Origin of the sequence: Ectothiorhodospira variabilis, from assembly GCF_022227625.1 — a bacterium.
Lineage (GTDB): Bacteria > Pseudomonadota > Gammaproteobacteria > Ectothiorhodospirales > Ectothiorhodospiraceae > Ectothiorhodospira > Ectothiorhodospira haloalkaliphila.
On sequence record NZ_JAJNAO010000009.1, the window covers coordinates 123,151 to 145,416 of the forward strand.

The window sequence follows — 22,266 nt, forward strand, 5'->3', positions numbered from 1 at the left end:
CGGTCCGGCTCCACCCGGCACGCCGCACCCCGCGGCACCTGGTCTTCAACAGGCCGGTCTCCGGGCTTGTGGTGGGTGTTCAAGGTGGGGAGCTGCCTTCCCATGAGATCCGCCCGGGGGACGGGGTCTCACAGTGGCCTGGGTTCTCCACGTTCACCACTTACCGTTGCGGGGGCAGCGCCGGAGTGATCGCCTGGGCGATGTCACCGGCTTCCCGTTTCAACCCGATGGATGGGCCACGAAGGCCCCGGGTCACCTGCTGAAGTCTGAAGATAACCTCATAAACTTAACAGGCATCCGGCCCGGGCTCAAATCGGAGACGTGCCGGATCCTCAGGAGGCCTTGGCAGCGATCGGGCATATCGTTATGCTTTTATTGGCATAAGAAAGGGGGGTGGGGCGTCCCGCCTCCCACTTTTCAACATGACCGAGGAACAGCATGATTGCCCGTACTCCCGCACTCCTCTCCACCCTGATTGGACTGATGATCTCCTCCCTGACCACAGCCTTGGCGGGTGAGGACCGACCCATCGAACGGATCCTCGAGCCGCGGGCCATCACAGAGCAGATCCATTACTTTTATGGGTCCCTGGAAAATCGAACCCAGGCCAACCTGGGCATGAACAATAACGTGGGTTTTGTGATCACCGACGAAGGGGTGGTGCTGATCGATAGCGGCCCCAGCCATCATGTGGCCCAACGCATTGAACAGGCTGTGGCTGACCTGACCGACCAGCCCATCACCCATGTGATCAATCTGGGCAGCCAGGATCACCGCTGGCTGGGAAATGACTACTTCCTCTCCCAGGGTGCCGAGATCCTGGCCCTTGAACGCACTGCCGCCACCCAGGCGGAGTTTGCCCGACAGCACCTGGATCGCCTCACGGACACCCTGGGCGCGGCGACCATGGAAAGCACCGAGCCACGCCCGGCACCCTCGCCCATCGCCTCGGATCATCATGCGTTCGAGCTGAGCGGGGTGCGCTTCGAGATGATCCATGCCGGCGATGCCCACTTCCCGGGGGACATCCTGCTGCATCTGCCAGATAAGGGTGTGGTCTTCTCCGGTGACGTGGTCTACACCGAGCGCATGCTGGGCATTCACCCATGGAGTAATCCGGTGGAACAGCTCAAGGCCTTCGAGACCATGGCCTCCTGGGAGCCGGAGGTGGTGGTTCCCGGCCATGGCGAGGCCACCGACCTGGCCACCGCGCAGCAGGATACCGGTGATTACCTGGCCCTGCTGGTGCGCCAGGTGGGGGAAGGTCTGGAGAACTGGGAGACACTGGATGAAGTGGTGACCCGCCTCGCGGACCTGCCTCAATTCCGGCACCTGCGCCATTACGACGATTGGCACCGTATGAATATCAATCGTACCTATCTGTTCATGGAGGCCAGTTTCTAGCGCCCGAGGCGTCTCATGCGCGGCCCATACATACGGTTGATCATATATATGGAATAGCGTATTCTCGGCCCATATTGTCATCCACGACGAGGGCTTCCCCATGACCGAGATCACCGTGTTCGATCCTCCCCAGTGCTGCGCCAGCGGCGTTTGCGGACCCAGCGTGGACCCCAGGCTCTCCCGGCTGGCGGGTGACCTGGCCTGGCTGCGTGATTCCGGGGTGAGCGTGACCCGCTACAACCTGTCCCAGCAACCGGGGGCTTTCGTGGAAAACGCCACCATCCAGGCCATTCTGGAGAAGGATGGCGAGGACGCCCTGCCGGTGTTTCTGGTGGACGGAGCGGTCATGAGCCAGGGTGTGTACCCGGATCGCGAGCAACTGGCCCGATGGACCGGCCTGGAGGCGGAATGCGGCAAGAGCGCCAGCCCGGGCAGCGGCTGTTGCGGCTGACCTGAAGATCCACCGCCCCCTCACCCCAACCCCTCTCCCGCCAGCGGGAGAGGGGCTCAGAGCGTGCTGTTCCCCTTGGTGGGTAAAGCTGCATCGAGAGGTCCCCTGATGAATTTTCTCCACACCCCGACCCGACATCTCTTCTTCACCGGCAAGGGCGGCGTGGGCAAGACCTCGCTGGCCTGTGCCAGTGCCCTGGCCCTGGCGGAACAGGGCAAAAGGGTCCTGCTCATCTCCACCGACCCGGCCTCCAACGTGGATGAGGTGCTGGAGACCCCACTTTCCGACACCCCCACCCCCATCCCGGCGGTTCCCGGCCTCCAGGCCCTGAACATCGATCCGGAAAAGGCGGCCGCCGCCTACCGCGAACGGGTGGTGGGCCCCTACCGGGGCAAGCTCCCGGAGGCGGTGGTGAACAGCATGGAGGAACAGCTCTCCGGTGCCTGCACCATGGAGATTGCCGCTTTCGATGCCTTCGCCGCATTGTTGGGCGACACCCCAACCACCCGGGACTTCGATCATTTGATCTTTGACACCGCACCCACGGGGCATACCCTGCGCCTGCTGTCCCTGCCCAGTGCGTGGACGGGATTCATCGAGACCAACACCTCGGGCACCTCCTGCCTGGGTCCGCTGGAGGGGCTGGCCAGCCAGAAAGAGATCTATGCCCATGCCGTGGACAGCCTCGGGGATGGCGAGCGCACCACGCTCATTCTCGTGACCCGCCCCGAAGCGGCGGCCCTGAACGAGGCGGCCCGCTCCAGTGGCGAACTGCGGGAGTTGGGCGTGGCCAATCAGCACCTGGTGGTGAACGGCCTGTTCCAGGCACTGGACCCGGAAGATCCGGTGGCCCGGGCCCTGGAGGCACGCGGGCACCGGGCCCTGGCGCAGATGCCCGCCCTGCTCCGCGATCTGCCCCGCAGCGAACGCCCGTTACGGGGGCGCCCGCCCATGGGGCTGGAGGGCCTGCGCATTTTGCTGGCCGAGGCGGAACCCCCACCCGACGCCACCGACCCGGTTCGACCGCCCGAGGGTGAGACCTTCGAGGCCCTGGTGGAGGCCCTGGGTCGCCACGGCCATGGTGCCATCATGACCATGGGCAAGGGGGGCGTGGGCAAGACCACCCTGGCGGCCCGTATCGCTGTGACCCTGGCCCGCCACGGCCACAAGGTTCATCTGACCACCACGGACCCGGCGGCCCATGTGGAGGCTGCCGTGGGCGAGATCCCCGAAGGCATGACCATTGGCCGGGTGGACCCGGCCCTGGAGACCCGGCGTTACCGGGAAGCGGTGATGGCCTCGGCGGGCAAGGATCTGGATGATGAAGGTCGCCGTTTGCTGGAGGAGGACCTGCGTTCCCCGTGCACCGAGGAGATCGCCGTCTTCCAGGCCTTTGCCCGGACCGTCGATCAGGCCCGCGATCAGTACGTGGTCCTGGACACGGCCCCCACCGGCCACACCATCCTCCTGCTGGATGCCGCGCAGGCCTACCACCGGGAGTTGGGGCGTCAGAGTCAGGGTGTGCCCGAAGCGGTGGAACAACTGCTGCCCCGATTGCGGGATCCGGCCTTCACCCATGTGCTGATCTGCACCCTGCCCGAGGCCACGCCCGTGCATGAAGCGGCGGCCCTGCAGGCCGATCTGCGTCGGGCCGGCATCGAACCCGCCGGCTGGATCGTCAATCAGGCCCTGAGCCCGGTGCAGGTGAGCGATCCCATCCTGCGGGCGCGCCAGGCCGCCGAGGGCCGATGGATCCGGGAGATCCTGGAGCAACACCATCAAAGACTCGTGGTGGAGCCCTGGAGCGAGACACACGACTGATCACACGGAGGCACTACCCTCATCCGCATGCAAAGCCCTGGCCCCACAGGGCTGGGGGGCCGTGGGCGCTGGCAGCCAGCCCACCGGGACCATGCACCGCGCCTTGCATCGCTTCACCTGGCGCCGTATCCACCGCCGCCGGGGGTGCGGATCACGAACACGTCGTCGGTGTCCATGGCGGCCAGGTCCGTGCCGCCCAGGTTCTCGCGGCTGCCGCTGGCACGCAGGACGAACTGCTCGCCCAGGGACCCGGCGCCGCCGCCGGCAATGCCCGCCGGGGCCTGCACGCGGCTGTTGGCCAGCACCGCCACTGTCATGGGCTCCAGAAAGCGCAGACGGCGCTCCACGCCATCGCCGCCCCGCCACTGCCCATCGCCGCCCGACCCCTGGCGCACGGCAAAACCCTCCAGCCGCACCGGGAAGCGTGTCTCCAGCACTTCCGGATCGGTGAGGCGGCTGTTGGTCATGTGCACATGCACGGCACTGGCGCCATGGAAGGCATTACCGGCGCCGGCACCACCGCACAGGGTCTCGTAGTGCTGGTGGGTATCGTTGCCGAAGGTGACATTGTTCATGGTGCCCTGGCTGTTGGCCATCACCCCCAGGGCCGCATATAACGTATCGGTGACCACCTGGCTCACTTCCACATTGCCGGCCACCACCGCGGCGGGATGGCGCGGACTCAGCATGGAGCCCTCCGGAATCACCAGCTCGATGGGTTCCAGACAGCCGTCATTCAGCGGGATGCTGTCCTGCACCAGGGTGCGCAGCACATACAACACCGCCGCCCGGGTCACCGCCCGGGGGGCGTTGAAGTTGCTGTCCCGCTGAGGGCTGGAGCCGGTGAAGTCCACCACGGCCGAGCGTGCCTCGCGGTCCACGCGGATGGCCACCCGCACCACGGCGCCGTTGTCCAGGCGCTTTTCCCAGGCGCCGTCGCCGAGCACGTCCAGCACCCGGCGCACCTGCTCGGCGGCATTGGCCTGGACATGGGCCATGTAGGCGTGCACACCATCCAGACCGTACTGACTGACCAGCCCGCGCAGTTCGTTGACGCCGCGATTGTTGGCGGCAATCTGGGCACGCAGATCGCTCAGGTTCTGCTCGATGTTGCGGGCGGGATAGCGGCCGTTGCCGAAGAGATCCCGCAGGGCCTGCTCCCGCCACTCGCCGGCATCGAGCACCTGCACATTGGTGATGAGCACGCCCTCTTCGTCGATATGGCGGCTGTGGGGCGGCATTGAGCCCGGGGTGAGACCGCCCACATCCGCATGGTGGGCGCGGCTGGCCACATGGAAGATGATCTCGTCACCGGCATCATCGAACACCGGCGTCACCACGGTGATGTCCGGTAGATGGGTACCGCCCTGGTACGGATTGTTGAGCATGAACACGTCGCCGGGCCGCATCGTGCCCCGGCGGGCGTGGATGATGGCGCGCACGCTCTCGCCCATGGAGCCCAGATGCACCGGCACATGGGGCGCATTGGCCACCAGACCGCCATCAGAGTCGAACACGGCGCAGGAGAAATCCAGCCGCTCCTTGATGTTGGCGGACTGGGCGGTGTTCTGCAGCGTCACGCCCATCTGCTCGGCGACACTCATGAACAGGTTGTTGAACACCTCCAGCATCACCGGATCCGCCTCGGTGCCCACACGGGCGGTCGCGGTGGCGGCCTGCCGGTCCAGCAGCAGGTGGCCGTAGGGGTTGACCCCCAGTGACCAGCCCGGCTCCACCACGATGGTGGACACCGGATCACGGATGATGGCCGGGCCGTCGATGCGGTCCCCGGGGGCCAGGGTCTCGCGGTCATGGACGGGCACGCTGCGCCAGGCGCCCTCCATCCAGGCCTCCACCTGCCCCAGGGCATCCGGACCTTCACCTGCCCCACGCGGGGGTCGCTCTGGCTCCCTGCCGAGGGCGCCATCACTGCTGATCACCTCGACCACCGCGGCGGCGATCATCACCCGCTTGTCCGGCATGGTGAACCCGAAGCGGGTGCGATGCAGGGTCTCGAAATCTGCCCGCACCTGCTTGGCATCACCGTGATCCACCAGCAGTGAGGTGTCGGTGCCCTCGTAGCGTAGCTGCAGCTTGTGCACCGCACGCAGACCATCCGCAGGGGCGCCCTGGGCCAGGAGTTCCTCCCGACCCTCGCCCTCGGCCCATTCCAGACGCGGCGCCAGTCGCTTGAGGGTGTCGGCCTGCAGCGGCGCGTCCACGGCCAGTTCCCGCAGGGTGGTGAGATCCGCCAGGCCCATGCCATAGGCGGACAGCACCCCGGCAAAGGGATGCACCAGCACCCGGGCCATGCCCAGGGCCTCGGCCACCCGGCAGGCATGCTGGCCGCCGGCACCGCCGAAACAGTTCAGGGTGTAGCCCGTGATGTCATGCCCCCGCTGCACCGAGATCTGCTTGATGGCATTGGCCATGTTCTCCACGGCGATGCGCAGGTAGCCTTCGGCCACCTCTTCCGGACTGCGCGCATCGCCGGTATCCCCGTGGATGCGTTCGGCGAGTTCCCGGAAGGCCTCGCGGGTCACGTCGGCATCCAGGGGTTCGTCACCGCCGGGGCCGAACACGCGCGGGAAGAACGCCGGCTGCAGCCGGCCCAGCATGACGTTGCAGTCGGTCACGGTGAGCGGGCCGCCACGGCGATAACAGGCCGGCCCCGGGTCCGCCCCTGCGGACTCCGGGCCGACCCGGTAGCGGCTGCCATCGAACCCAAGGCACGAGCCGCCGCCGGCAGCCACGGTGTGGATGCGCATCATGGGCACGCGCATGCGCACGCCGCCGATCACGGTCTCGAAGCTGCGCTCGAACTCGCCGTTATAATGGGCGACGTCGGTGGACGTGCCACCCATGTCGAAGCCGATGATCTGCTCGAAACCCGCCATCATGGCGGTGCGCACGCAACCGACAATCCCGCCGGCCGGCCCCGAGAGGATCGCGTCCTTGCCTTCGAACCAGCGGGCGTCAGTGAGCCCGCCGTCGCTCTTCATGAACATCAGACGAGTGCCGCCCAGCTCCGCGGCCACCTGCTCGGCATAGCGCTTGAGGATGGGCGAGAGATACGCGTCCACCACCGTGGTATCGCCCCGGCCCACCAGGCGCATGAGCGGGCTCACCCGGTGGGATACGCTGACCTGCTCGAAACCCGCTTCGCGGGCCAGGGCAGCCACCTGTTCCTCATGGGCGGTGTGGCGATACCCGTGCATGAAGGCGATGGCGCAGGCGGTACAACCGGCTACCCGCGCCTCATTCAGGGCGGTGCGCACCTGTTGCGGATCCGGTGCGGCCAGCACCGTGCCGTCGGCGGCGATGCGCTCATCCACTTCCACCACCCGCCGGTAGAGCTGCTCGGGCAGCCGGATATCCAGGGCGAAGATGTCCGGCCGGTTCTGGTAGCCAATGCGCAGGACATCGGCAAAGCCCCGGGTGGTGACGAACACCGTGGGCTCCCCCTTGCGCTCCAGCAAGGCGTTGGTGGCCACGGTGGTGCCCATCTTCACCGACTCCAGCCGCTCCGGCGGAATGGCGTCCTCCGGCTCCAGGCCCAGCAGATCGCGAATACCCTGCAGGGCCGCATCCCGGTAGCGCTCCGGGTGCTCGGACAGCAGCTTGTGCATGACCATGCTGCCGTCCGGCCGACGACCGATCACATCGGTGAACGTGCCGCCCCGATCGATCCAGAACTGCCAACGCTGTTCCTGCCGATGCTGCATCATTGGCTCCCCTTGTGTCGAACGACCGGAATTGTACTACTCCTTTGGCTAAGACCCAGGACATGCCGCATTGGCCCTGCAGATGATCACAGGGTATCGAGCCGCTCAAGCAGGCGATGAGCGTGTTCCAGGGTGGCCGTGCGCTCCGGCTCATCCATGCGCTTCCAGGCGCGGTACGGCATGGCCATGCGCGGGTTGCTGGCAAAATCCGCCTCGTGGCGAAGCATGAAATCCCAGTAGAGCGCATTGAACGGGCAGGCATCATCCCCGTGCCGGCGGGTGGCGGCATACCGGCAGCCCTTGCAATAGTCCGATTGGCGCTTGATGTAGCTGGCCGAGGCAGCGTAAGGCTTGCTCGCCACCAGCCCACCGTCGGCATACTGGCTCATGCCACGGGTGTTGGGCATCTCCACCCATTCAAAGGCATCGATGTAGATCCCCAGATACCAGGCGTCCACCGCGTCCGGATCGCACCCCGCCAGCAGGGCGAAATTGCCGGTGATCATCAACCGCTGAATATGATGTGCGTAGGCCAGGCGCAGGGACTGGCCTATGGCGTGGCGCAGACAGGCCATGTGCGTCTCACCCGTCCAGTACCAGCGGGGCAAGGGCCGGCGGGCCTGCAGGGCGTTGGTCTGCGCGTAATCCGGCATGCGGCTCCAGTAGACGCCCCGCACATATTCGCGCCAGCCGAGAATCTGGCGCACAAATCCCTCACAGGCGGCGATATCCACCGCGCCTGCCTCAAAGGCCTCCAGCGCCGCATCGATCACCTCCTGTGGATGCAGCATCTTGGTATTGAGAGCGAACGAAAGCCCCGAATGGAACAGCAACGGCTCCCGGGTGCTCATGGCATCCTGAAAACGACCAAAATGCGGCAAGGCCTGCTTGATGAATACCTGCAACCCCGCGCGCGCCTGGGATCGGGTCAACGGCCAGGCCAGCGCATCGGCACCAGGCTCCCCCAGGGTGCGCACTCCAGCGGCAACGATCTCCTGCCAAAGTGCCGAGACATCCGTGGGCGCCCATGGCCAGTCGGGGGTGGGTGGCTCCCCCGGCCAGCGGGCACGGTTGTCGGCGTCGAAGTTCCAGCGCCCACCCACCGGCTTCTGGTGGTCATCCAGCAACAGGCCATGGCGGCGGCGCATGTCACGATAGAAATACTCCAGGCGTGGCACCCGCTCGCTGAAGGCCTGGGCCAGTTCACCCCGCTCGCAAAGAAAATGCGCCGCATCCACCACCGTGCTGGGCAGGCCGAGCCGGGCTGAGGCCTCATCAAGCAGCCGTTCCACGCGCCATTCATCGGCCTCCATGCGCTCGAACCGGGTCGCCTGGTAATGTGCAGCCAGCCACTGGAGATTGGCGGCGAAGCCTTGCCGATTCTCGGAGTCGCCAATACGCAGGTAGTGAACACGGTGGCCGGCAGCCTGCAGGGCCTCGGCGAAGCGACGCATGGCCGCGAAGATGGCCAGCACCTTCTGCGCGTGATGGACCACGTAGTCGGTCTCGCTGCGGATCTCCATCATCACCACAACGCAACCGTCATCCGGCTGGCGAAACCAGGGGTGCGATGCGTTGAGCTGATCGCCGAGTACCAGACGCAAGGTGGTCATGCCGGCCCCCTGGCCGCACCGACCGATCCCCGTTGCCGACGACAGCGCTCGGAACAGTAGCGTACCTCATCCCAGACGCGGGCCCACTTGCGCCGCCAGGCAAACGGGCGACCGCAGACCACACAGGTCTTCGTGGGCAGGTTGGGTTTGGCGTGGCTCATCCGATGCCCCTGATTCGATCCGAAAGACAGGCCCTGTCAAGACGCCCGCACCGCATCCGGCTGGGGCTCACGCAAGGTCGGGCGTTCATCTGCAGTGTACCCGGGTGACGGATGTGAACCAATGAAACCTGTCCACTTCAACTCGAGCAGGTTATCTAATACCATAAGGGATTGATTATCATTCACTGAATCGGAATTCCCCATGGTGTCGACACCGCTTCGCTGGGCCATCGCCGCCCTGTTCTTCCTTTCGGGCTTTGCCGCGCTGGTCTATCAGGTGCTGTGGGTTCGGGAACTGGGCCTGCTGTTTGGCAGCACGGCCCAGGCGGCAGCGCTGGCCATCGCGGTGTTCTTTGCCGGGCTGGCCGTGGGCGGCTGGTTCTGGGGACGCATGGCGCCTCGAGTGAGATCAGCCCTGGCCGCCTTCGGCGCACTGGAGGTGGCCGTCGCCCTGACCGCCCTGGGCCATTTCTTCCTCACTGACCTCTACCACAGCCTGTACCCGGCGCTCTACGCCCTGGCCGGAGACCATCCGGTGGCCGACCAGGCCCTCAAGGCGGGTCTGGCTGCGGTGATCCTGTTCCCGCCTGCCTTTCTGATGGGGGGCACCCTGCCCATGATGGGGCAGTTCATGGTCCGCGTGGTGGGACGACTGTCCACCACCGGCACGGCCCTGTATGCCCTCAACACCTTCGGTTCCGCCGTGGGTGCCCTGGCGGCCGGCTTTGCCCTGCCCATGCTGCTGGGTTTTCACGGAGCCTATCTGCTGGCCATTGGCATCGACCTGACCGTTGGCATCATCGCCATCGTTCTGGCGCGCCGTATCCTGGCGCGCGCGGGCGAGAGCGCCCCTTCTTCCACGCCCTCCCCTTCGCCAGCCTCAGCCGCCGCCTCGGTTGCCCGCTGGCCGTCATTGCCGCCGCGCATGGTGGGGGTGATCGCCTTCGCCTCGGGCCTGGCCACCCTGGGCGTGGAGGTGCTCTGGACAAGACTCTTTGCCCAGGTGCTGCAGAATTCCGTTTACACCTATGCCATCGTGCTGGTGTCCTTCCTGGTCGCCCTGTCCCTGGGGTCACTGATGGCCAACGCCCTGGCCCGCATCCAGCGTCTGCCCCCTCATGGTGTGCTTGGCGTGCTGTTGCTCCTGTCGGCCGTCGTGATCGCGGCCTCCCCCTGGGCCTTTCATGCCGCCACCGACGGGCTCAACTACGTGGGGGCCGGGGCCGGCTGGCGGGAATACCTGGCCGCCGTGTCGGCCACGGCGATCGCGGTGATGGTGCTGCCGGGCATCCTGCTGGGCGCAGTCCTGCCCTATCTGTTGCGGGCCGTGGAGGCATCCCGCCCGGAACCGGGCCGGATCATCGGGCAACTGGTGGCGGCCAACACCTCCGGGGCCATCGTCGGTTCACTGGCGGCGGGCTTTGTCCTGCTGCCCTGGGTCGGCGTGACCGGCAGCCTGCTGGTGTTCGCTGCCGTCTACCCGGCGCTGGTCGTCTGGCTCATCTGGGGCTCCTCGGCCCCCATTCCCTGGCGCCTCGCCGGGGCCACCCCCCTGGCGGCTGTCTGCCTGGCCTTGCTGGTCTGGCATCCCCAGGGGCTGAGCGTGTCCCGTCTGGACCCGACGGCCGGTGAGTCCCTTCTGGATGTGCGCGAAGGCAGCCATGCCACGGCCACCGTGGTGCAACGGGGTGATCACCGTGTGCTGCGCGTGAACAACTACTACACCCTGGGGGGCACCACGTCGCTGGAGTCGGAACGCAACCGCACCCTGATCCCCATGATGACCCACCCGGACTCCCGCCATGTCTTTTACCTGGGCATGGGCACGGGCATCACGGCAGGCGCCAGCCTGATGTTCCCGGTGGAACGGGTGGATGTGTGCGAGATCCTGCCGGAGGTGGTGGAACTGGCCAGCATCCACTTTGCTCCCTGGAACAACGGACTTTTCCAGGACGAGCGCGTCACGGTACGTGCCCAGGATGGGCACCATTGCCTGCGTCACGCCAGCCACCGTTACGATTTGATCATCAGTGACCTGTTCACTCCCTGGAAGGCGGGAACGGGCAATCTTTACACCCGGGAGCACTACCAGGTGGCCCGTGAGCGCCTGGCGGACGGTGGCCTGTTTGTCCAGTGGCTGCCCCTTTATCAGCTCACCGAACGGGAACTGGGCAGTATCGGGCGCACCATGCAGGAAGTCTTCCCCCAGGTGGTGGCCTGGCGCGGTGACATGTTCCCCACGGGTTCCATCCTGGCCCTGGTGGGCACCGAAGCGGATGTCACACTGGACCCGGATGTCCTGGTCCGGCATGGCCGGGCACTGGCCGGCAATCCGGACCTGCCGGCGCCGTTATTGCAAGCCGTGTCGTTGCGCTTTTATGCCGGCAATGTGGGGCTGAGTGAGGTGTTCGACGATTATCCGGTCAACACCCGTAACCGGCCGGTGGTGGAATACGGTGCGCCCCGTTCCCAGCGGCGTGTGCATACGGGGGAGGCTCGCTGGGTGATCGGTGCGGAGCTGGGCTCCCTGTACGAAGCCCTCTCCCGGCAGGTGCCCCCTCACCGGGATCCCTACCTGTCCCGGCTGCAACAGCGCGAACAAGGCTATGTGCATGCGGGTCGGCACTATTATCACTACCGGGTGCTTGGCCGCCACGGCCACGAGGAACTGGCGGGGAGACATCTGGACGCCTTCCTGCGCCTCACACCCTTTGAGGCCGCGCCCTCGCCCACGCCCGAGGAAACGGGCTCACGCTGGGAAGAATGATGAGCGCTCAAGGGAGCGGACGGGTGATGCCGAACCCGGGGGCCGGGCCACCACCCCCCCTCCTCAGTAGCTGTACACGCCGCGGTTCAGGGCATCCCGTATGGCTGAAATCACCTTGGATGAACGAATGGTTGCTGAGGTGAAACCGTCCACTTCCGCGTTTTCCGTCACCACCTCCCCGGGTGAGTACAGCTCCGGGATGACCTCGTTGATGTCCTTGCCCAGCATGTGATCCAGCAGTTCACGGTACTGGTCGGCAATCCCCAGGGGCAAACCCTCCTCGGCCAGTCGATAATCCGTCCCCCCATAGGCCAGTTGGCGGAAGCCGGCGGCGGTCACACGGTTGTTTTCCAGGGTGAGTTGCACCCCCACCTGTATCTGGTCACGGTCGAAGAAACCACCCCGGTAGGTACCATCTTCATAGACCGGTGCCTGCTCCCCCGTTTCCGGGCCCCAGCAGCCCGCCAGCATGAACGGCAGCGCAATGATCACGGGCCAACGACATCTCAATGACATGGATTTTCTCCTTTTTAGTGATAATCATTCAATTAAATAAAACACAAAAAGGGACTGCATGACGATGCCTGGCAGGCTCAGGCTGCCCGGGCAGCCTGCCCCCGTGACAAGCCGGCGCCGGCCAGGGCACGCAAAAGAATGCCGATGGTGCTGCCATTGTGCAGCGCCGAGGCCGCCACCGGATTCAGCAACCCGAAGGCGGCGGCGGAGAGAATGCCCGTATTCAACCCCACGGTGAGCTTGAAATTGCTGTCCACCAGCCCACGCGTGGCCAGGGCCAGGGCCTTGGCATCGGCCACCCGGGCGATATCATCCTCCAGCAGCGTGATGTCCGCCGCCAGACGCGCCACATCCGCCCCATGATGCATGGCCATGCCCACATGGGCCCCCGACAGGGCCGGGGCATCGTTGATGCCATCGCCCACGAAGGCAATGCGGGCACCCTCTCCCGCCAGGTTCTTCAGGGCCAGTGCCTTATCCTCGGGCATGAGCCCCGCCCGGTAGTCATCCAGCCCCAGGTGTTCCGCCATGAGGCGGGCCCGTTCCGGCTGATCCCCCGTGAGCATGATCACCCGGCCCACGCCCAGCTGTCGCAACCGCTGCACGGTGGCCGCGGCATTGGAGCGTAGCGTGTCCTTGAGCGCCAGCACCCCCAGCAACTCACCACCATAGCCGATGTAGAGCAGCGTCTTGCCATCGTTCCGCAGGCGCTCGATCACGGCCGAGAAGGGTTCCATGTCGATCCCTTCGTGTTCCTCCAGGAAATGTCGGGAGCCCACCACGATGCGCCGGCCCTCGATGCTGCTGGCCACCCCATGAGCCACAATGAACTCCACTTCCTTATGATTGAAGTGTTGCTGATGCGGCAACCGCTCCGCCGCCTCCACCACCGCCATGGCCATGGGATGAAAATAATGCTCCTCCACCGAGGCGGCCATGTTGATCAGGTCCTCGGAGGTGTACTGACTGTCGAAGGCGATGGAATCGGTGACCTGCAGCTGACCGCTGCTGAGGGTGCCGGTCTTGTCGAACACGAAGGTGTCGGCCTCGGCGAGTTTTTCCAGCGCCGTGGCCCCCTTGACCAGCATGCCCGACTGACCCGCCCGGTACATGGCGGACTTGAACGCCACGGGGGTGGCCAGCTTGAGCGCACAGGAGTAGTCCGCCTGCAGCACCGCCGCCACCCGCTCGGTATCCTGGGACACCACCCAGGTGCCACCCGAGAGCCCCAGCACCATGGGGACCAGTCGATCCGCCAGCTTGGCCGCCTCCAGCTGCGTGTTGCTCTTGGCCTCCAGAGAGTGCTCCACGAAGTCGGCAATGCGGGCCGCCGCGGCATGGCGCCCCACCCGCTCGGCGTAGATGCGGATGCGCCCTTCCTGCACCAGGGTGCCCGACAGCGCCGTATCACCGCGACGACGGGTCACGGGTACGCTCTCGCCGGTCATGGTGGACTCGTTCACCAGCGCCTCGCCCCCCAGCACCGTGCCATCCACGGGGATCACCGTGCCGGTGGCGGCGATGACCGTATCACCGGTACGCACCTGCCGCGCATCCACCAGCAGTTCCTCCCCATCCCGTTCCACCCAGACCTCGGTATCGCCCGGGCGCATCAGATGCTTGAGCAGATCGTCGGAACGACGCTGGATGGAGTGTTCCAGATACTCCCCCAGTGCCAGCAGGAAGGCGGTGGTGTTGGCGGCAAAGTAGTCGCGGCGGGCAATGGAGATGATCACCGCCAGCGCCTCGAGAACATGAGAGGTGATCCCCTGGCGGAACAGATCGCGCACCGCCGCCCCCAGTACCGGCAGGGCGATGGCAATCGACAGGGGAAGTTGCAGCCAGGGGGGCAACCAGCGGGTCAGCATCAGGGTCACCCCCCCGAATCCCACCGCCAGCAGGCTGCCCTCGTCATTGCGACTGCGGCCGGCGTTGCGCGACAGCGGCGGGGCGGTCAGCGACAGAATGCCCTCCCGCAGGCGGGACAGGTCGGTCACCTCCGGTTCAAAGCGGATCACCAGCGAATCGATTCGCTCGTTGACGCGCACGGACTCCACCCCTTCGATGGAGGCCACCGCCGAGCAGATGCGACGACCCTCGGCGGGCATCGACGGACGTCGTCGGTAGCGAAAACGCACCCGCCCACGGATGGCGTGCACGGGCTCAACGCCGCTGAACCAGGTTTCGTCCATCACTGATCCCCGTGACGTTCGGCGTCCAGTTCCGCCTTGATATCGGCCATCTGTTCCTTGAGTTCCTCCACGCCGCCGGCCACACCGGAATAGAGATCGATGCCGGCCTTCATCAGCTTGCGACGGGTCTCCTCGTCGCTGAGCACCCAGGCGGCTCCGGCGCCGATGGCCAGGCCCAGCAGGAACTGCTCACTATGGCGACCGCGCAGCATGCCCTTCAAGCCATCGAACAGGCCCTCGCCGTCGCGGGCACCCTCACCATAACCATACCCGTAGCGCGCCTGGGCACCTCGCGGATCGTTGTAGGCATCATATCCCCAGGGACCCTCGCCGTAGGGCCCATAGCCCGGGCCGTAGCCCTGATAGGCCGGATCTCGCGGCCCCCATCCATAGCCCTCGTACATGGCTTCACGCCGACGTCTTGCTTCCTTTTTCTTGCGTTTCTTTCCCATTCACTGACTCCCGTCTGGCCTCGGGCGAGTCGCCCAGGAGGCGTTCAATGATCAATACACCGGCTGCGCCTGCGGCGGCAGCCGTCAGGGCACCGGTATAATCCCGTTGGCCCACCGCCACGGCTGCCCGCGTACCGGCGGCCAGCGCGGTGCCCTCCTGAAGGGCGTGGCGAAGGATGTGTTTCGTCGGGCGGGGTGCTCCCCGGCGCCCCACGCCGCGAAAGGCGGCCAGGCACCCCCCCACCACCAGGCCACGAACGAAAGGATTACCGTCGCGGGGGGGTGGCAAGGGGCCTGGCATGGGCGGCGGCAGGCGCCTCAAGCGTCGATCACCCGGCTTCAAGAGGCGGGCCCGTCAGGCTTTTCAGCATCGGCATCGATCACGGAATCGCCATCGGCCGCCTTGGCGGCCTCGGCTCGCGCGAGCCGTCGACGCGCACGGGCAGAAGTATTCTCGATGCCCTCCAGGCTGGATACGGTGGCATCCCGCAGACGGTCCCCGGCCTGGTGGAGCGTCTTGCGGGTGCGATCCGTCTTCAACAGTCGCACCGCGACCGCGCCGGTAATCACCCCGGCGGCAAAGGGAAGTAACGGTATCATGGTGCTTTTCCTCCTCAATTCCGCGACACCTTATTTAACTTGAGGCAATCCCCAGGCCCGGGGATTCCTCGGGATGCGGTGATCTGTCGTCGTGTCAGGACAGGGCATCGCTGACTTCCCGGCAGGCCTGCTCCAGCACCTTTTCCAGCCGGTCTGCCGACGGCGTGCGCTCACCGGCCAGAAAATCCGCCCAGGCCTCGGGCGGAATCGTCTCCGGGTCATAGTCCACCACGCAGGAACGGGCCAGCAGGTTGATACGCACATCGCGCACCCCGGGCAATGATGCCAACAGAACCTGAAGTGTTTCGATCAAGGCCCCGGAAGGGGACTTCTGGAGCTGAGGGTCGCGGACAAGTTTCAGTCGCACACGCCCACGCACGTGATGGGCGATCCGCACATCGTCGAGCACGGCACGCACGTCATCAAGCTGAATCATGACGCACCTGCCAACAGGCACGGTGGCCACTCAGGGGCGCTTGCGCGCAGAGGGGAAGGTCCAGGCATCAAGGTCACGCACCCATTACTCCGGGATTGCGTCACTTGGCTGGCGGCGGCTGGCTGGAGTGACGTACGGTTGATTCGGGCAGATCGCTCAGGATCCGTACCCCGTCATCATGACATGGCGTGCCTTGAACGCCAAGCCGGGTGCTTTATCAGTTCGCGCAAGCCCCGGGTTCTCAGTCGGTTCGATCGCCTTCCAAAGAGCCCAGCAGATGCCGCCATCGTGCATCCTCGACACCCCCCGTGGACCGATGGCCAAAGATCTGCATCAACAGGCTGCCATCGAAACCATACCACTCCAGGGAATGCACCGGGCCACGATGCGTTGGGCGACGGACCACCCACACCTCGGCGAGCCCGGCACGGCGCAGATCCAGACTGAACCGGGGATTCCTGATCCGCCACCAATCGTCGGCCTCGCGGAAACTCCCCACATAGCCGTGATGGATCTGCACGGCACCGACATTGGCCACATGCACTTCCACCGACAAGGCCTCATCCCGGATGTATTCCAGCAGGGTGCATCCGGACTCCACCCCCACGGAGAAGGCTCGGCCCGGACCCGCCAACCGCAGGGCGTTGAGCCGCGTCATGCCGAAATGCGCCAGCAGGTCCGAAAAGTCACCCGGTTCACCCATGGCATCCCAGCGAATCCTGAGATCCACGATATCCACCAGGGGAATGCGTCGGGCGGGCGACTGCACGACAGGCGCACACGACAGGAATTCCGGCGTCAGCCGCGGCCCGCGAAAACGCGTCACCAGGGCCGCGAAAGCCCCCTGACTGGATTCGGAAGTGAGCTCCACGCCATGAACCTGACTGCCGTCGGCATCAAAGAAATACACCCCGCGCTCCGCCATCGGGTTATCCCGCGCAACCACGGCCAGGGCGTGATGCCAGTGGCCCAGCATCAGTCGCAGGTCCATGCCACTGCCGACCAGCCAACCCATGTCTTCGCGGACGTGCGCATGGCCAAGGCTGCCCACGCTCTGATGGATGACATGGGCGTTACGGGTCACGGCCCGCACAGTGCCCAGGGATTCCAGGGCCGGGAGTAGTTCATCCCAGTTCGGCCTGAGGCGCACCAGGCCATCACCCAGTTCTCGCATGAGCAGGCGGGCATCCGACAGGCCGGTGCGACTGGCCAGGTCATGACGGGTCCTGCGCTCGGCTCGGGCAGCAGGCTCCGGGTCGGCTTGAGTCCGAGCCATCGGTGCGGGCTCGGCGGACGATGAAGAGAGTACACGCATGAGAACCTCCTGACGGTCGATGGATGACGACCGGCACATTGGAAGCAGATGTGACGCACTCTGGCTGGCTGATCGATGACGTCGACGGCGGGCTGAGTGGAGGATGGCGGATCCACGGATCGGACCCGACAGGAAATAACGTTAATGCATTACATTCTCATTTGCAACCCGACAACCGATCATCAGAAAGCCTCTTGTACTCATACCCCCTTGAAAAAAATGGATGCGGGTCGCCGGAAAGAAAACAGACCCCTTGGCGAGAATCGTAATGAGTACTATTCTTGATAAGAAGCACTGCCGGCAAGCCAACGCCGGCCATCCCCAGCCATCCTTTCGGGAGACACCGCCATGATGATTGCCATGAACCGCTTCAAGGTACGCCACGGTCACGAAACAGAATTCGAAGAGATCTGGGAGGGACGCGAGAGCCGTTTGAAAGGGGTTCCCGGGTTCATCGAGTTCAAGGTGTTGCGGGGCGCATCATTCGACGACCACACCTTGTATTCCACCCACACCCTCTGGACCAGCCTGGGGGATTTCGAGGCCTGGACCCAGTCTGATGCGTTTCGCGAGGCCCATCGGTCGGCCGGCAGTCGTTCCCATATCTACCTCACCGGGCCCCATCTGGAATGCTTTGAGGTACTCCAGTCCATGGCCGCGGACACCTGATCACCGGGACGGCCTTTCCCTTTGAACCGATGCATCCGTTCGTCGGAAACACCACGATGGGACTATGCCTTTTTAATGCGAATGATTATTATTAATTACGCATATTCACCCTTCGGAGGTTCCCATGCACGCAGCAGAGTTTCTGCCCCAGCGCCACGCCCGGCTTTCCACCTTCCATTCGCCCCAGGCCCGCCCCTACCTGGACAGCCGCCATATGGGCCTGACCGAATCCCAGCAACTCGAGCTGGCCTGCGGCCGAAGGGTGCATCGGCTGCGCCAGGACTGGCTTAATCTTGTCCATCACCTGCGCAAGCATCCCTGGCTTCGCTGCACCACATCGGCGCCTGGCGTTGAGCTGGATCAGCCGCTGAATGCGGATCAGGCCAGCACCAGGGAAAATACACTGTTCCTGCGCGGCTATCGCCAATCCCTGGCGCTCAATCTCGATCACTGGCGCAGCGGCTTCGTGATGGACGGGGAAACCTCCGGGCAATCGGTCCCCCAATCCATGCGCTTCTTCAACGAATTCGGTGAGCGGATATTCACCTTCCAGGCCGCATCGCCGCGGGGGCTCGACCCCACCCTGATCCAGCCCTTCATGGATCCTCATCAGGGACGCCAGAAGACCCATGTCCCCACCCCACCCCATTGGCATGCAGACCCCAAAAGCCACCCACTGAACCGGCTGGATCGGGAATCCCTGCGGATCTGGTGGCAACTGCCCACGGACTTTCCCGCAGAGTGCATACCAGGCCTGCCCGAATTATCGCGAACGCAAATGCTGGAAACCCTGGGCCGTGAGTTCGCCCTGCGTACCGGCGTGAACGCCCTGCATCTGCTGGCCGAGTCGCTCAACGAACAGACACACCTACCGCTGCGCGTATCGGTATCCAACGGGGCCGTCACCCAACGCCACGCCAGCGACCACATCGAGGTCAACGTCCGCGCCAATGTCCTGGAGATGGAGCAGGGGCCGGCCCGGGCACGGCTGGAACTGCAATCGGTGGAAACCGTATGGGTCGTTCGCAAACCCGGCTACCGGGGTTTTACCCTGGCCATCGAGTGTCACGACCGTCATGGCAGACTGCTGATGAGCATCGATGATCAGGCCACCTCAGCCCACCCCTGGAACGACTGGCCCAGCCTCCTCCGGACCATGCAGCCGGCCATCACCGCCTGGTAGATCCCGCCTCTGCCTGAACCCCGCCCTCGGGCGGGGCACGCCTCCCATCCGCTCATGCGGAAGAGCTTTACGCCGTCAGCGCTGAATGCAGATTAGTATTTCCGAATATTCTCACCTCCATAAAGTTATGATATAACTTATCTTTAATCGAGAGATCATCACCCTACACGTCACGAGGCAAGGAGATTTTCCCATGCGCCCAGTACCCATGCTCGCCCTGCTCTCCACACTGCCGGGCCTGGCTTTGGCCGATGTACCCGCCGTGGTGCTGGAGGAAGTCACCGTCACCTCGGCCACCCGCACGGATCGCGCCCGGGACGCGAGCCCGGTGGCCGTGGAGGTGGTCACCGAGCAGGAGATCCGCAAGCGGGGGGCGGTCACCCTGCGGGATGTCCTCCTCAATACACCGGGGGTGTTCATCAATCCGGGGCGGGGCGACATTTCCATCCGCGGCGCCGGCGCCAAGGGCACCCTGCTGCTGGTGGACGGGCGGCGCCTGGCGGGGGAAGCCGGCATGGGGTTCGAGCTGGACCGCATTCCGGCGGGCAGCATCGAGCGCATCGAGGTGGTCAAGGGCCCCATGGGGGTACTCTACGGCTCCGATGCGCTGGGCGGCATCATCAACATCATCACCAAACAGCCGCAGGATGGCCTGGAGGGGATGGTCAGCACCAGCGTGGGTGCCACGGCCTCGGGGGATGCCGAGCGCTACGAGGTGCAGGGAGACATTCGGGGTCGACGGGGCGATACCGGCTTCAGCGCCTGGTTCAATGCCAGCCGGCAAGGGGAATACTCGGAAACCGGCACGGCCCGGGTGATGGTCCCTCGCGGGGGTGGACAGCAGGGAGCGGCTCCGCCTTCTCAATCCAATATCAACGACTTCAGAAACAACCTGGCGGACACCTATCGAGTGGAGGTGAGCTACCGGGAACCCACCGATCTGCTCAGCGTGGGTGGTCGGCTCACCCAGCGTCTGCATGAGCGCCTGGAGCTGGGGATGGATGTGAGCTACCTGCGCGAGACGCGGGATGCCCGCTTCGTGGGCAACATGCATCCCTCCAATTACCCCCTGCCCAACGGGCAGACCGCCCCGGTGCGCAATGCTCCGGTGGAAAACGATTGGGAGAATGACCGTCTGGATGTAGCCCTGCGGGGACGACTGGAACCCACCGATACCCTGCAACTGGACTGGCGCAGCCACCGCTCACGGTATGAAAAGGACGAGACCATCACGTCGCCCATCTGGAATGACCTGGGGTACACGTCGCAGGGGGCGTCGGCCTCCGTGTCGGGCACCGGCGAGGTCACCGTGCATGGTCATGAACTGACCGGCACCTGGCGGCCCGCCGAGGCCCATACGGTGCTGGCCGGCGCGGAATACCGCGACGAAAAACGCTCCGCCCCCTTCTTCAATCCGGACAACATCCAGGAGAGCCGGGATTACTGGTTCCGCTCCCTGTTTGCTCAGCACGAGTGGCGTCTTTCACCTCATGCCGAGATCATTTATGGCCTTCGCCATGATGACCCCTCCCAGTCGAAATCAGCCAACAGCGGCAGCGTGGGGCTGCAGTACATCATCCACCCCCAGGCACGCCTGCGCATCAACTACGCCGAGGGCTTCCGCATTGCCGACCTGCCGGAAACCTTCCTGAACCGCGAGACGCCCCGCGGTCGACTCGCCGGCGCCTCCGTGACCGATCCGGCCCTTGGCAAGGAGGCCTTCGAACTGGATCCGGAGCGCAGCGAGAACATCGAAGTGGGCATCAGTGGCCAGGGACAAGGCTGGCGTTATGACATTGCCGTGTTCCAGAGCACCATCGACGACCGCATCGAACGCACGGTGGAGGCCCCGCGGGGCATCACCTATACCACCTTCCGCAATATCAGCGAGGCCCGCATTCGCGGCCTGGAACTGGGCACAAGCTACCGCTTCTCACCGGCATGGACAGTGAGTGCTTCTGCCGGCCTGCTGGAGACCGAAAATCGAGAGACGGGGGAGAAACTGGAGTTCGAGCCCGATCTTCAGGCCCGGATCGAGGTGGACTGGCGCCCCGCGGCAGCCTGGGAGTTGAACCTGGCGGTGCGCCACACGGGCACCCAGCGCTATACCGATACACCAGGCGAGCCCCTGGCCCGGGTGGACCCGTACACCCTGACGGATCTGCGCGTGAGCTACATGCCTCCGGCCCTGGGACGGGTGGATATCTTCGGTGGGGTGGAGAACCTCTTCGATACACGGGTGGACACGGCAGTGGGCAGCGACCCAGGCCCCTTTGGCTACGTGGGAGTGCGGTATTTCTATTGATCACCACCAAGGATGGACGGCTGTGCCGGCGGGCGCCAGTTCCGTACCTTCGATCTTCTGCCCGCTCCCACAGAGGAAGGTTCCATGGGGCATCACTGCCCCCTCAAGCGCCCCACACCCGGATGCAACGCTCTTCCATTGTCCGCTCCGTCTCCCAGATCCGCTCTTCCCAGGTCACCTCGGGATCGCGATTGAAGATCACCAGGTGGGCCTCGTCAGCACCCACCTGGCTGGTATAGGATGCCGTCTGGGCAAGCCCCTGCCTGATGACGCCCTCCAGCGCCCCTCGCTGCAGCTTGAGTTCAATCGCAATGCGCTGCATGGGGCCATAAAAGCCCTTCGCCGGATCCGTCGGCCATTCAATGAACAGGTCCGTGCGCTTGCGGCCCAGGCCATATTCCCGGCTGATGCGGCCACCGCCATTGACGATCCGCTGCAAAAAGGCCTGCATCAGCAACTGCGGGCCCGCCTCCTTGTAGTCAAAGCGTTCCAGCCAGGCATCGGCCTGTTCACGGAAGAACTGCTGGAAGGCACGCAGCAACTTCGGAATGTCCAGGTGCCCCTTTGAGGTGACGTACCACTCCTGCTCCTGGTTGGGGATGCGGGTCTGCATGATCCAGGTCAGGTCTCTCGGGATTACCTCCCGATAGATCCGG

16 protein-coding genes, 1 pseudogene and 1 riboswitch are annotated in these 22,266 nt (G+C 65.1%); of the genes and pseudogenes, 7 read left to right on the plus strand and 10 right to left on the minus strand.

Annotation, left to right across the window (positions count from 1 at the left end):
- Positions 1–34: 34 nt before the first annotated feature.
- Positions 35–275: riboswitch (cobalamin riboswitch) on the minus strand.
- Between the two features lie 163 nt (positions 276–438).
- From LPW30_RS10675 to arsA, 3 genes are all read left to right on the plus strand, one after another.
- A complete protein-coding gene (locus LPW30_RS10675) occupies positions 439–1,404 on the plus strand; it encodes an MBL fold metallo-hydrolase (protein WP_420797718.1) in 966 nt (321 codons plus the stop codon).
- 100 nt (positions 1,405–1,504) lie between these two features.
- A complete protein-coding gene (gene arsD, locus LPW30_RS10680) occupies positions 1,505–1,855 on the plus strand; it encodes an arsenite efflux transporter metallochaperone ArsD (RefSeq protein WP_239680837.1) in 351 nt (116 codons plus the stop codon).
- Between the two features lie 108 nt (positions 1,856–1,963).
- A complete protein-coding gene (arsA, locus tag LPW30_RS10685) occupies positions 1,964–3,676 on the plus strand; it encodes an arsenical pump-driving ATPase (RefSeq protein ID WP_239680838.1) in 1,713 nt (570 codons plus the stop codon).
- Between the two features lie 113 nt (positions 3,677–3,789).
- On the opposite strand, the gene LPW30_RS10690 is transcribed toward arsA, so the two are convergent.
- The 3 genes from LPW30_RS10690 to LPW30_RS16050 form a co-directional block, all read right to left on the minus strand.
- Positions 3,790–7,404, minus strand: coding sequence for a hydantoinase B/oxoprolinase family protein (locus tag LPW30_RS10690; RefSeq protein WP_420797719.1), 3,615 nt, complete (start codon positions 7,402–7,404; stop codon positions 3,790–3,792).
- An 83-nt stretch (positions 7,405–7,487) separates the two neighbouring features.
- Positions 7,488–9,014 carry a cryptochrome/photolyase family protein gene (locus LPW30_RS10695; RefSeq protein WP_239680840.1) on the minus strand — a complete coding sequence of 509 codons (1,527 nt, stop codon included), beginning with the start codon at positions 9,012–9,014 and terminating at the stop codon, positions 7,488–7,490.
- On the minus strand, positions 9,011–9,175 hold the full coding sequence (locus LPW30_RS16050; protein ID WP_238624510.1) for a DUF2256 domain-containing protein: 165 nt from the start codon (positions 9,173–9,175) through the stop codon (positions 9,011–9,013). Before LPW30_RS16050 ends, LPW30_RS10695 begins: the two co-directional genes overlap by 4 nt.
- A gap of 202 nt (positions 9,176–9,377) precedes the next feature.
- Here LPW30_RS16050 and LPW30_RS10700 point away from each other — a divergent pair, with 202 nt between their 5' ends.
- The gene (locus LPW30_RS10700; protein ID WP_239680841.1) at positions 9,378–11,942 is read left to right on the plus strand and encodes a fused MFS/spermidine synthase; all 2,565 of its coding nucleotides are present in this window, start codon (positions 9,378–9,380) and stop codon (positions 11,940–11,942) included.
- Positions 11,943–12,005: 63 nt separating this feature from the next.
- Here LPW30_RS10700 and LPW30_RS10705 read toward each other — a convergent pair whose 3' ends face one another.
- The 6 genes from LPW30_RS10705 to LPW30_RS10730 form a co-directional block, all read right to left on the minus strand.
- Entirely contained in the window at positions 12,006–12,458 is a 453-nt protein-coding gene (locus LPW30_RS10705; RefSeq protein WP_128571941.1) for an FMN-binding protein, read from the minus strand.
- Between the two features lie 77 nt (positions 12,459–12,535).
- Entirely contained in the window at positions 12,536–14,650 is a 2,115-nt protein-coding gene (locus tag LPW30_RS10710; protein ID WP_238624508.1) for a heavy metal translocating P-type ATPase, read from the minus strand.
- Positions 14,650–15,102, minus strand: coding sequence for a YtxH domain-containing protein (locus tag LPW30_RS10715; RefSeq protein ID WP_238624507.1), 453 nt, complete (start codon positions 15,100–15,102; stop codon positions 14,650–14,652). The genes LPW30_RS10710 and LPW30_RS10715 overlap by 1 nt, the downstream gene beginning before the upstream one ends.
- A 339-nt stretch (positions 15,103–15,441) precedes the next feature.
- Positions 15,442–15,702 (minus strand): hypothetical protein, encoded by a 261-nt coding sequence (locus LPW30_RS10720; RefSeq protein WP_025282399.1) that lies wholly within the window; start codon positions 15,700–15,702, stop codon positions 15,442–15,444.
- A gap of 94 nt (positions 15,703–15,796) precedes the next feature.
- Positions 15,797–16,138, minus strand: a complete 342-nt coding sequence (locus tag LPW30_RS10725) for a heavy-metal-associated domain-containing protein (protein ID WP_025282398.1) — start codon at positions 16,136–16,138, stop codon at positions 15,797–15,799.
- Positions 16,139–16,379: 241 nt separating this feature from the next.
- The gene (locus LPW30_RS10730) at positions 16,380–17,453 is read right to left on the minus strand and encodes a ChuX/HutX family heme-like substrate-binding protein (RefSeq protein WP_238624506.1); all 1,074 of its coding nucleotides are present in this window, start codon (positions 17,451–17,453) and stop codon (positions 16,380–16,382) included.
- Between the two features lie 348 nt (positions 17,454–17,801).
- Here LPW30_RS10730 and hmuQ point away from each other — a divergent pair, with 348 nt between their 5' ends.
- The 3 genes from hmuQ to LPW30_RS10745 all read left to right on the plus strand — a co-directional run bounded on the left by hmuQ (position 17,802) and on the right by LPW30_RS10745 (position 21,610).
- A complete protein-coding gene (hmuQ, locus tag LPW30_RS10735) occupies positions 17,802–18,122 on the plus strand; it encodes a heme-degrading protein HmuQ (RefSeq protein ID WP_025282396.1) in 321 nt (106 codons plus the stop codon).
- Positions 18,123–18,246: 124 nt separating this feature from the next.
- Positions 18,247–19,305: a ChuX/HutX family heme-like substrate-binding protein gene (locus tag LPW30_RS10740; protein WP_239680842.1), complete on the plus strand. Its 1,059-nt coding sequence runs from the start codon at positions 18,247–18,249 to the stop codon at positions 19,303–19,305.
- Positions 19,306–19,498: 193 nt separating this feature from the next.
- A complete protein-coding gene (locus tag LPW30_RS10745) occupies positions 19,499–21,610 on the plus strand; it encodes a TonB-dependent receptor plug domain-containing protein (RefSeq protein ID WP_239680843.1) in 2,112 nt (703 codons plus the stop codon).
- A 103-nt stretch (positions 21,611–21,713) separates the two neighbouring features.
- Here LPW30_RS10745 and LPW30_RS10750 read toward each other — a convergent pair.
- Positions 21,714–22,266 (minus strand): annotated as a pseudogene (locus tag LPW30_RS10750) (hypothetical protein); the annotation flags it as partial.